Below are 10,746 nucleotides of genomic sequence, written 5' to 3'. Positions count from 1 at the left end.
GTCGTCAACGGTAGGCCGTGAACGACCACGACCACGACCACGACCACGTCCACGTAAACGTCCACGTCCACGTCCACGTAAACGTCCACGTAAACGTCCACGTAAACGTTAGGATGTAGGAGAACGCGACGCGAAGCGTTGGTTAACGCCTACGGGGACGGGGGGCTCAGCCCTCGCGCGGCTCGGCCGGCAGGCCGGCATTCTTTCGGAGGGTGGCGATCAGGCGGTCCATCGCCTCGCGGTAGCTCTTCTGGGCCGCGGCGATGCGCTCCTCCATCGTCTCGTCGATCTGCTTCGCCTGGGTCGCGGACGAGTCGAGCAGCGCCTTGCTGCGCCCGAGCTCCTCGATGCGCGCCTCCGACGCCTTCTTCTCCTCGTCGGTGCGTTTGCCAGAGGACTGGAATGCTCGCTCCGCCTCGACCGCCTCGTCGATCGACTTCTTGATGGTCTCGATCTCCTCGAGCATCCGGCGGAGCCGGAGCTTGTGCTCGACCATGTCGATGTGGACGACGTAGCTCACGAAGCTCACGGCGTCGGCCTGCTTCTCGAGCGTCGCGGCGTTCTCCTTGCCGAGCGAGGCGCGGTAGCGCTCGATGCGGCGGTGCGCCTCGCTGCGCTCGCGGACGTACTTCTCGAGCTGGCGCTCGACGCCCTCCTCGAGCGCGTGCGCCGTGGCGCCCGTGACGTCGACGTCGCACCCCTTCTGCTTGACGACGTACTGCGCGGCTCCGCTCACCTTGCGGGTGAGGTCCTCCTTGTTGTCGTTGAAGAACGCCGCCGCGCCGTCGACGGCGCGCACGCGCTCCACGTAGTCGTAGCTCCGGCCCGCCGCGTCCGCCTGCTCGATGACGTCGAGGACCTGCTTCCAGTCCGGCTTCTTGAGCTGGTCGGGATAGCCCGCGAACTGCTCTGTGGCGCGCTTCGCGAGGTCGTCGCGCTCGCCGAACGACGTGGCCGTCGCCTGGAGCTCGGCCGGGTAGCGCTCCGCATAGCCGCTCTGCGAGGCCGAGGACGCGATCTCGGGCTCCGGCTTGGGGGCGCTGCAGCCGAGCGCGAAGAGCTGGCCGGCCAGGAAGAGCGCGCCGGCGACAAGGTACGGTCGGTTCATAAGCGCACGCCTATACCCCAACTCCGCCCCCGCCGGTCGCGCTCTGCAGCAGCCCCAGAACGGACCGAATATACGCGAGACGCGATGCGTTATGTGACGTGGATTACTTATGTGCAGGCGCCTTCGCGGAGGGCATGCTGCTAAGGTGGCTGTCTCGACGGTGCACACCGTGATTCGTCGTCCCGTGGTGCTGATGGTGGGACTCTGGCAGAGATTCATAGAGTGGCTTCAGCCGCTTCCCTCGTTCGAGGACATTCGCCAGATGAACCTCCAGGCGCCCTCGACGTTCACCCGCGAGCGCGTGATCGCGGAGCTCGAGCGATACCCGTTCTCGTGCGGCGAGGCGCGCGACGAGATACTCCTCCTCGCCCGCTCACGCCCGTTCGACGCCGCCTCCCGTGCTCGGTGCCGCGCGTTGGCCGGGCTCGACGGGCCGCGCTACGGCCGCCCGGGGACCATCGAGGAGACCTGGTATCTCGAGGGGCTGATCGAGAGGTTGCTCGAGGTCACGTGACCCACATCCGCGCAGCCCGGCGCAGCCAGGGCGACGCACGCGCGACACCACGGCACAAGGAGCCATGTTGCGCATTGTGTACGTATCGCGTGCGTATCGCGTGCGCGTCGTGTTGAAGCGCGGAGAACGCCGGAATCGCTTCCCTTTCTTACCCGCCCTTGGCATCGTCACAGGCCCGCTCTGCGCGTTCAGTTTGCGCTCCAGACGGTCGAAGGCGGTTGTTCCTTACTCGGCGTCTCACAAGCGCCGGCGCCTGTCACGGAGGCGCCGGCCACCTTTGGGAGGGATGGGAAGCATGGGAGCTCTGAAAGACAAGGTCGTCATCGTCACGGGCGCGAGCTCGGGCATCGGCAGGGCGACGGCCGTCGCGCTGGCCGCTGAGGGCGCCAAGGTCGTCGCGAGCGCGCGGCGCGAGGCGCAGGGGCGCGAGCTCGTCGCGGCCGTCAAGGATCGCGGCGGGGAGATCACCTGGGTCACCGCCGACATGCGGGTCGAGGGCGACGTCGAGGCGCTCGTGAAGGCCACGGTGTCCACCTACGGGCGCCTCGACTGCAGCTTCAACAACGCCGGAGCCGGCTTTCTGGTGCCGCTCGCTGACGTGTCCAACGCCGACTACGACCTGGTCATGGACACGAACCTCCGCGGCGTCTTCTGGTGCATGAAGTACCAGATCAACGCCATGCTCGCGAGCGGCGGGGGCTCGATCGTCAACTGCGCGTCGGTGGCCACGTCGCGCTTCTTCCCCGGGCTCGCGATCTACGCTGCCTCCAAGGCCGGCCTCGTCGCGCTCACGCGCACCGCCGCGGTCGAGTACGCGCAGAAGGGGATCCGCATCAACGCGGTGAGCCCCGGCGTCGTCGAGTCGGAGATGGCGACGGCCGGCTGGCGCCTCGACGATCCCCAGGGCCGCGCCTTCGCCGCGTCGCTCCACGCCATGAACCGCGTCGGCGGGCCCCACGAGGTCGCCGCGCTCGTCGCCTTCCTCTTCAGCGACAAGGCCTCGTTCATCACCGGCCAGGAGGTCGCCGTCGACGGGGGCCTCCTCTCGGCGGCGTGGCCCGCCAACTACGCCGGCGGGGGCTGAGCCGCGCGCCTCGGCGAAGCCCGGGGGAGCGCGCTGCGGCGGAGCCCGGCCGGAGGCCACGCGCCTGACCGTGCTGCGCTCGGATCCTTCGAATCCCGGGTTCCCGAGCCTCCGGCGCCCCATACTTCGACCATGGGTCAGCCTGAAGCGGAGCCGCCCCCCGCGGCGGGTCGTGGCGCGCGCCCGGCGGCCTCCCGCTCGTCGCTCGTGCGCGCGCTCCGCCACCGGAACTACCAGCTCTTCTTCGCCGGTCAGCTCGTCTCGCTGGTCGGCACCTGGATGCAGTCGGTCGCCCAGTCGTGGCTCGTTTACCGGCTGACGGGCTCGTCGCTGCTGCTCGGCACCGTCGGGTTCGCGACGCAGATCCCCGTCTTCCTGCTCGCCCCGATCGGCGGCGCCGTGGCCGACCGGCGGAGCCGCCACCGCATCCTGCTCGCCACGCAGTCCGCCGCGATGGCGCTCGCCTTCGGGCTCGGCGCGCTCACCCTGAGCGGGCGCGTCCAGGTCCCGCACATCCTCGGGTTCAGCGTGCTCCTCGGCGTCGTGAACGCGTTCGACATCCCGACGCGGCAGGCGTTCGTCGTCGAGATGGTGGGCAGGGAGGACCTCGCCAACGCCATCGCGCTCAACTCCTCGATGTTCAACGGCGCGCGGATCATCGGCCCGGCGGTGGCGGGCATCCTGGTCGGCGCGATCGGCGAGGGGTGGTGCTTCGTCGCGAACGGGGTGAGCTTCCTTGCCGTGCTCGGGAGCCTCCTGGCGATGCGCGTCGCGCCCCGCCCGGCCGCCGCCGGGCGCGGCTCCGCGTTCTCCCACACGGTCGAGGGCTTCCGGTTCGTCGCGCGCACCAGGGCCATCCGCGCGCTCCTCCTCCTGCTCGGGGTCGTGAGCGTCACGGCGATGCCGTACGCGGTGCTGATGCCGATCTTCGCCGATCGGATCCTGCGCGGCGGGGCGCAGGGGCTCGGCATCCTGATGGGCGCGTCGGGCGTCGGGGCGCTGCTTGGCGCGCTCGTCCTCGCCAGCCGGAGGCAGCTCCGGGGCCTCGGCCGCTGGGTCGCCGCGGCCTGCGCGGCGTTCGGGGTGGCGCTCGGGCTGTTCGCGCTGTCGCGGTCGTTCTGGCTCTCGGCGCTCCTGCTCGTGCCCGTCGGCTTCTCGATGATGGTGCAGATGGCGGGATCGAACACGCTCGTGCAGGCGATGGTGCCGGACGCGCTCCGCGGGCGCGTCATGGCGGTCTACGCGATGATGTTCATGGGGATGGCCCCGCTCGGCGCGCTGCTCGCCGGCTGGCTGGCGGGCAAGATCGGCGCGCCCGCGACCGTCGCCTCGGGCGGCGCGTGCTGCGTCGCCGCGGCGGCGGTGTTCGCCGTGAGGCTCCCCGGGCTGCGGCAGCAGGCGCGGGAGCTGATCATCGCCCAGCAGATGGCCGCCGGGACGCCCTCGGAGCAGCTCACGCAGCCGGTCGCGGTGGAGGCCGCCTCGGAGGAGCAGGGCGCGGCGCGGCCGGCGTGAGCGGGCGGGGCCGGCGCGCTCCGGCACCTCGCATGCACGCAGCGGGTCGCGGCGGGCGTGTGTGCGGTGGACGCACTGCGCGCCGGGCGAGGGAGGGGATCATGGGGCAAAAGGCCAAGCAGCGGTCCGAGGCGCAGGCGCAGGAGAACGGGCGTATCGACAAGGTCGATCAATCGAAGGGGATCTTCCGGCTCGACGGGCCGCACCCCAAGGACGCCGAGCTCCGCGCGCCGGGCTCGCTCGGCGGCGGGCCGTACGAGGAGTCGGGCCGCGGCGGTCCCGCGGGCTCGCTCGAGCTGCGGGAGACCGGCGCCGAAGCCACGGCCGCGGGCGCGGCGGCCCCGCCCGAGGAAGAGCCGCCGCCGGAGAGCGGCGCGATCGAACAGGCGCAGCCGAGAGGCGCGTTGCCCCAGCACGAGGAGCCGAGCGCGAAGGACCGCAAGGCCGCCGGGCAGAGGTAGCGGGGCGCGGCGCCACGGCGGCGCTCGCGCCAGCGGGAGGTGTCTCGCATCGTCCGCCGGCCTGTCACGCCTCCTCCAGCGTGCATGGGTCACCATGCGCTCATGCGGAGGTGCAGGGGGCCAATCGCTGTGTGGTCAGCGCTCGCGCTCGTCGCGGTGCCCGCGTGGGCGGATGCGCCCGTGCGCTTCGGCGCGTCCGACGTGCGCTCCGTCTTCTTCGTCGCGAAGAGCGAGAATCGGAATCAGGTGCACTACGCCGTGCGCCTCGACGCGAACTGCATGCCGTTCGGGGAGCGCCCTGTCTTTGCCTACTGGCGGGAGCTCGAGCACGGGCCCGACAGGACGTCGCTGCTCACCGCGTGGGAGGAGCCGGCGTACGGCGTCGCGAGCCAGGAGGTCGCGTCGCGGGAGGCGACAGGGGCCGTGCGCCTCGCGTTGCGGGCGCTGCCGTCGCGCCAGCTCGTGATCGAGACGACGAAGCGTGACGGCGGGTGCAAGGCCGTGGCGTCGCTCCGGATCGCGGGGGCGACCGCGCAGCTCAAGCGCGTGTTCGTGCAGCTGCGATGGCCGTTCGGGGTCGATCACGTCGTCCTCTCGGGCGTGGGCGCTGGCGGGCGCGCGGTGACCGAGAAGCTGACGCCGTGAGGGCGCGCCGCGCCAGCGCCTCGCGCGCTCACCGCGGGGCGACGGCGCTCGCGACGCCGAGGGCGACGTATTTGCCGACGGTGCCGGCCACGCCCATCGTGTCTCGGAGGCTCTTCATGAGCCGCTCGGGCAAGATCAGGTCGTCGAGCAGGAAGCCGCCGAGCGCCGACAGCGCGCCCGTGAGCGCGCCGCCGCGCCGCCCCGCCGCGTCGAGCGCCTTCTCGTAGCCGATGCCCCACACGAGCAGGCCCCCGGCCAGCGCCGCGACCCCTGCGGGCGTGGCGACCGGGTCGAACCGGTGCTTCGCGCGGCGACCCCCGAGGCCGACCGCCGCTGCCATGGCGTTCATGGCGGCCCAGGGCGAGCCGCGCTTGATGGTGGACGCTGCCATCATCGTGCACATCGTCGCTGCCGTCAGCACGGCCCCGGTCCGCAGCCCGCGCGTGACGATCTCGCTCATCGGGGTCGCCTGCTGAGGGCGCTGCGCCGTTGCGCGAGGCGTCGCCCAGGGAGACCAGGGCATCGCCGCGGGCGGCAGGACCGTCGCCTCGGGCGGCAGCACCGTCGCCTCGGGCGGCGCGGCGGCCGCCGAGGCGGCTTCGGGCGGCAGGGATGTCGCCTGGACAGGTGAAGTCACCTTCTCGGAAGGCGGGACCAGCGCCTCGGGCTGATCCGGCTCTGCGCCCTCCCGGCGACCGACATGGAGGTAATCCTCGCGACCGTCATGGTACGTGTAGGGGACCGGCCTGGGACCCTGGTGCTCCGGCTCGGCCGTTCCTGCGGCGCGTCCCCGGTTCATTCGATTGTCCATCTGGCACCTTTCAACGATTTCTGCGGATACGTGGGATCCTCTTCTCAACATGTGCCAACTCCATGCCAGGTCCGACCTGGCCAGCTCATGGAGTCGGGGTGCTGACAGATCGCGGCCGGCGAAGGCGCCGCGGTCCGACGGCGGCGAACCGGCCGCTCTGCCGGCCTGACTGATCCGTCCTCCGCCGCCCGACGGCTGTGGTTTGCCGCTCGCATGGGCGCGCTCAGGAGGATTTCATGAGCACAGCCCGCCCGTTCGAGATCACCACCGCAACGAGGACATCACGCGCCGTGAAGACGGCGGGGGTGATCTTCGGTATGGGCGCAGGTGGCCTGATCGACGGCATCCTGTTCCATCAGCTCCTGCAGTGGCATCACCTGATCTGCTTCAGCTGCCATCCAGGCGCGACCATCGACGATGTGAGGCGGAACATCTTCGCCGATGGTCTGTTCGGCGTTGTCGCATTGGGCCTCACCGTGGCAGGTGTCATCAAGCTCTGGAGCGCCCTGCGCGCGGGCGGAGCTGAGCTCCCCGGACGGATGCTCCCCGGCGCCGCAGCCATGGGCTGGGGGCTGTTCAACCTGGTCGAGGGGGTGATCGACCATCACCTTCTGCAGATCCACCATGTCCGTCCAGGTCCGGGTCAGCTCGGCTGGGACCTGGCCTTCCTTGCGTCCGGCGTCCTGCTGGTGCTGGGCGGCCGGCGCCTGACGCGCGAGGCGCGCCCGTCAGTGGCCGCGCCGGCTCGGATCTGACTCGCCCCCGCGCCAGGCCAGCTGAACCAGGCGGTGCAGCAGCGACAGCGAGGGCGCCTGAGGGCCCGCCTCGAGCGACGGAAAGGCGCTCGTCATCTGGGTCGCGGCGAACGGCGTCCGCCTGGCGATGAGCAGCTCGCAGCGCCCGTTGAACGCCGCGGAGTCCCGGGGCGAGGCGGGGGCGTCCAGCGAGAGCCCCTCCGGGAGCTCTGCGACGGCTCGCCTCAGGTCGTCGAGCTCCTCGAGCGCGAGGCGCCTCTCGTGTGGCGCTTCTGCGCCGTCGCCGCCCGCGCGCAGCAGCGCGTTCCCGCTGGCCTGCGAGCGGAACGGGCCGTCCGAGGAGGGGGACAGCGAGAGCTCGACCTTGACCCAGCGGCGCCCTCCGCCGGCCGGCGCGATGCCCTCGAGGACGAGCAGCCAGTCGGGCGCTGCGGGCCGGCGCGCCAGCGCGCGCCTGGCCCAGCGACGCTGCGCTGCTGGCCCGACCCACGGCGAGAGCCCCGCGTGCCACGCGCGGAACGCGAGCTCATCGCGGTATGCCGCACCCGGGAGCCACCCCCTGGCCACGCCGATCGACTCCCAGACCGCGAGCCCCGCCGCGAGCGCCGGACCCACGCCGATGCACTGGACCAGCCCCGGAATGCAGGCGCCGGCCGCCGCGAGCACGGCGCCTCCGGCCGCCGCCGAGGCGGCCAGCTGGACCGCGCCGAGCCCGAGCTCCCACGGCTTGCAGCCCCGGCACCGCTGCCGCAGCTCGGCGGTGCTCAGCTCGCTCGGATCGCGCACGTCGCAGGCCGCTCTGGTCATATCCCTCGTCGCCGCCCGGCGCCGGACCGGAGGCGAGCTCTGCCAGCATACCGCGGATCCGGCGCCGCGCGCGTTCAATCCGCGTCACCGCCAGGCGACGCGTTCAGTCCGCGTCGCCGCCAGGCGACGCGATGGCGCCGACCTTCGCCCTGGTCGCGCGCAGATAATCGCCGGGAGCGACGAGGATCTGCGTGCCGCGCACCCCGGCCGAGATGGAGACGACCTCGAAGAGCTCGATCGTCTCGTCCGCAAAGACGGGATAGGCCTTCTTCGCGCCCAGCGCCGTGACCCCGCCGCGCACGTAGCCCGTGAGCGGCTGGACCTCCTTCAGCGACACGGTGTCGACCTTCCGGTCGCCGGTGAGCCTCGCCATCGCCTTGAGATCGAGCTGGGCGTTGCCCGGCACCACCGCGAAGCAGACGCCGTGGCGATCGCCGCGCGCCACCAGCGTCTTCCACACCTGCTCCGGCGGCAGGCCGATCTTTCTGGCCACGGTGCCCGCGGTCAGGTCGCTCGGGTCGACCTCGTAGGTGCGCAGCTCGTACGGGATGCCGAGGCTGTCGAGGATGCGCGCGGCGTTGGTCTTCATGGGGGTGAGCCGGGCCATGCTATACGCGCCGGCTGCGCCGATGACGACCGAGAAGAAGCTCCCCGAGGGCCGGCTGAACCGCTTCGTCCGCCTCGCGGGCCTCGGGGCGCGCGCGGGGGCGGCCCACCTGCTCGGGCGGCGGGGCGACGCCGCCGCGGACGCCGCGGCGCACGTGGCCGAGGTGCTGGGCACGATGCGAGGGCTCGCCGCGAAAGTCGGCCAGATGGCGAGCTACGTCGACGGCTTCGTCCCCGAGCCAGAGCGGGCGGCGTACGAGGCCGCGCTGCGCTCGCTCCGCGCCGCAGCGCCGACGTCGTCGCCCGAGGCCATCCGCGCGGTCGTCGAGGAGGACCTCGGGGCGGAGATAGGCGAGCTCTTCGCGGCCTGGGATGACGCGCCGTTCGCGAGCGCCTCCATCGGCCAGGTGCACCGCGCTGCGCTCGCGGATGGGCGCGAGGTCGCCGTGAAGGTGCAACACCCGGGGATCGACCGGGCGCTCGCGAGCGACCTCGAGAACGCCGGCGTGCTCCAGGCGATCGTCGGCGTGGTGGGGCCCAGGGCGCTCGACTCGAGGCGCGTGCTCGAGGAGGTCAGGGCGCGTTTCCTCGAGGAGCTCGACTATGTCCTGGAGGCGGAGCGACAGCGCTATTTCGCGGGCATCCACCGGGGGGATCCGACCATCCACATCCCCGAGGTCGTCGCGGGTCGCTCGTCGCGGCGCGTGCTCACCGCGGAGCTCGCGCGCGGCGCGACGCTGGAGGAGGCCGCGACGCGCGACGAGCGCACCCGGCGCGCCTACGCAGAGACGCTGTGGCGCTTCGTCTTCAAGGGCAACCTCGTCGGCGGCATGTTCAACGCCGATCCGCACCCGGGCAACTACCTCTTTCACGCGGACGGCCGGGTCACCTTCCTCGATTTCGGCTGCGTGGAGCCGCTCGACGGCGAGCGGCTCGAGCACGGGCGCGGGATGCACATCGCGGCGCTCCGCAAGGACGAGGCGGCGTTCGCGCGCCACGCGGCGCTCATCCTGGGCACGCGCGGCGGGCGGTTCGAGGAGCTCTCGCTCGCGTACACGCGGCGGTGCTTCGAGCCGCTGTTCAGCGCGCCGTTCCGCGTCTCACGTTCGTATGTGATGGGCCTCGTGGAGGGCGTGAAGGCCATCAAGCAGCAGATCCTCGTGAAGGACAGCGGTTTCGTGCAGCTGCCGCCGGGCATGCTCTTCCTGAACCGGCTCCAGTTCGGGTTCTACTCGGTCCTCGCGCGGCTCGACGTGGAGGCCGACTACGCCGCGGTCGAGGGCGCCTTCTTGCGAGAGGCGGGGCTGCTCGGGTAGGCGGCCTCGCGCGCGGCGCCGGCTCAGCGCGGGCGCCGGTCGTGGAAGAGGAGCATCTCGATGGTGCCGGCCTCGCGGAGCCAGGGCTGGTCGTGCGGGCCCGGCAGGACGCGGAGGGTGTGGGGGATGGACCGCTTCGCGAGCTGCGAAGCGAGGGCGGTGTTCGCGTCGCGGAACGGGTCTCCCTCGCTGGTGAGCAGGTGGAGGTCCCGCGGGCCCGCCGCGGCGATGGCCCTGGCGAGCCGGTCGGCGTAGGCAGGGGCGCGGTGGGCGCTGATGGCGGACTGCACGCCGCCGAGGGCGCCGAAGAGCTCGGGCCTGCGGAGGAACACCTCGACCCCGACGTAGCCGCCGAGGGAGCAGCCGTCGAGCGAGGTGCGGGCCGCGTCGTCGAACGCGGGCGCCTCGGCGCGGGCGCGGGGGAGGACCACCTCGGCGAGCCAGCGCGCGTAGCCGTCGAGCGCCGCGGAGGGGTTCGAGGCCTTGTGGACGTTGGGCGTGAAGGGGCACGCGATCGCGAGGCCGCGGAACGGCCGCGCCGCGAGCGCGGCGTTGACCTCGGCGAGCCGCGCGTCGGTCCAGTCCTTCCGGCGCGAGGTGCGCCCGAGCGGCGGGCGACGCAGCCGCTCATAGGCCGACCCGAGGCCGTAGCGCGAGAGCCACGCGAAGGCGCCGAGGCGCTCGTCGCCGGTCTCGCCGAGGCCGTGGAGGAGCACGAGCAGCGGCACGCGCTCGCCCGGGGCGAGGTGCTTCGGGACGAGCAGCGTGAACCGCCGGCCGAGGGCGCGCTCGCCGGGGACCTGGAGGTCGCGGACGTCGTAGGCGGGCGAGGAAGCGGGGGGAGGCGGCGAGGGTGGCGCGGGGTCGGCGAGGGCGGCGCGCGGGGCGAGGGCGGCGGCGCACAGGGCCAGGAAGGGGCGCCGGTGGAGGAGCATGCGCCGAGTGTCGCAGCTCCGCGGCCGTCAGCCAGCCCGCACCCGCGCATCGAGGCGCGCGGCGCGCGGCGTCTGCGAGCGGCGTCCGGGAGCGGCGCTGCGCGGGCGGTGGCCTTTCGGGATCTGACGCCAGGTCATCGAGCCCCAGAGTTCCTGGGAAGACGCTCTTCCAACGCACGTCCAAAACAC

Annotated in this window: 12 protein-coding genes; 7 read left to right on the top strand and 5 right to left on the bottom strand. The window is 72.5% G+C overall.

What is annotated here, in order from left to right; all coding sequences use genetic code 11:
- Positions 1 to 166: 166 nt before the first annotated feature.
- Entirely contained in the window at positions 167 to 1,108 is a 942-nt protein-coding gene (locus WME79_RS26335; protein ID WP_437520244.1) for a hypothetical protein, read from the bottom strand.
- A 262-nt stretch (positions 1,109 to 1,370) separates the two neighbouring features.
- Here WME79_RS26335 and WME79_RS26330 point away from each other — a divergent pair, with 262 nt between their 5' ends.
- From WME79_RS26330 to WME79_RS26310, 5 genes are all read left to right on the top strand, one after another.
- On the top strand, positions 1,371 to 1,622 hold the full coding sequence (locus WME79_RS26330) for a hypothetical protein (RefSeq protein ID WP_437520242.1): 252 nt from the start codon (positions 1,371 to 1,373) through the stop codon (positions 1,620 to 1,622).
- A gap of 295 nt (positions 1,623 to 1,917) precedes the next feature.
- Entirely contained in the window at positions 1,918 to 2,706 is a 789-nt protein-coding gene (locus WME79_RS26325; RefSeq protein WP_437520240.1) for an SDR family NAD(P)-dependent oxidoreductase, read from the top strand.
- Positions 2,707 to 2,838: 132 nt separating this feature from the next.
- Positions 2,839 to 4,221, top strand: a complete 1,383-nt coding sequence (locus WME79_RS26320; protein ID WP_437520239.1) for an MFS transporter — start codon at positions 2,839 to 2,841, stop codon at positions 4,219 to 4,221.
- A 101-nt stretch (positions 4,222 to 4,322) separates the two neighbouring features.
- Positions 4,323 to 4,682, top strand: coding sequence for a hypothetical protein (locus WME79_RS26315; protein WP_437520238.1), 360 nt, complete (start codon positions 4,323 to 4,325; stop codon positions 4,680 to 4,682).
- Positions 4,683 to 4,811: 129 nt separating this feature from the next.
- Positions 4,812 to 5,327 (top strand): DUF4833 domain-containing protein, encoded by a 516-nt coding sequence (locus WME79_RS26310; RefSeq protein ID WP_437520237.1) that lies wholly within the window; start codon positions 4,812 to 4,814, stop codon positions 5,325 to 5,327.
- Between the two features lie 28 nt (positions 5,328 to 5,355).
- Here the strand turns inward: WME79_RS26310 and WME79_RS26305 are convergent, their stop codons facing one another.
- Entirely contained in the window at positions 5,356 to 6,126 is a 771-nt protein-coding gene (locus WME79_RS26305; RefSeq protein WP_437520236.1) for a hypothetical protein, read from the bottom strand.
- Between the two features lie 302 nt (positions 6,127 to 6,428).
- Between WME79_RS26305 and WME79_RS26300 the strand changes: the two genes are divergently transcribed.
- Entirely contained in the window at positions 6,429 to 6,893 is a 465-nt protein-coding gene (locus WME79_RS26300; protein ID WP_437520235.1) for a DUF2243 domain-containing protein, read from the top strand.
- Here WME79_RS26300 and WME79_RS26295 read toward each other — a convergent pair.
- Positions 6,867 to 7,700, bottom strand: coding sequence for a hypothetical protein (locus tag WME79_RS26295; protein ID WP_437520233.1), 834 nt, complete (start codon positions 7,698 to 7,700; stop codon positions 6,867 to 6,869). The two genes, WME79_RS26300 and WME79_RS26295, sit on opposite strands and share 27 nt — an antisense overlap.
- A 103-nt stretch (positions 7,701 to 7,803) precedes the next feature.
- On the bottom strand, positions 7,804 to 8,289 hold the full coding sequence (ybaK, locus tag WME79_RS26290) for a Cys-tRNA(Pro) deacylase (RefSeq protein WP_437520231.1): 486 nt from the start codon (positions 8,287 to 8,289) through the stop codon (positions 7,804 to 7,806).
- A gap of 16 nt (positions 8,290 to 8,305) precedes the next feature.
- On the opposite strand from ybaK, the gene WME79_RS26285 reads away from it, so the two are divergent.
- Positions 8,306 to 9,622, top strand: coding sequence for an ABC1 kinase family protein (locus tag WME79_RS26285; protein ID WP_437520230.1), 1,317 nt, complete (start codon positions 8,306 to 8,308; stop codon positions 9,620 to 9,622).
- Between the two features lie 23 nt (positions 9,623 to 9,645).
- Here the strand turns inward: WME79_RS26285 and WME79_RS26280 are convergent, their stop codons facing one another.
- Entirely contained in the window at positions 9,646 to 10,557 is a 912-nt protein-coding gene (locus tag WME79_RS26280) for an alpha/beta hydrolase (RefSeq protein ID WP_437520228.1), read from the bottom strand.
- Positions 10,558 to 10,746 lie beyond the last annotated feature (189 nt).

The organism is Sorangium sp. So ce726, assembly GCF_051521405.1.
GTDB lineage: Bacteria > Myxococcota_A > Polyangia > Polyangiales > Polyangiaceae > Sorangium.
The sequence above is the reverse complement of the archived record's forward strand: the minus strand, read 5'-3'. Positions and strand labels throughout refer to the sequence as shown.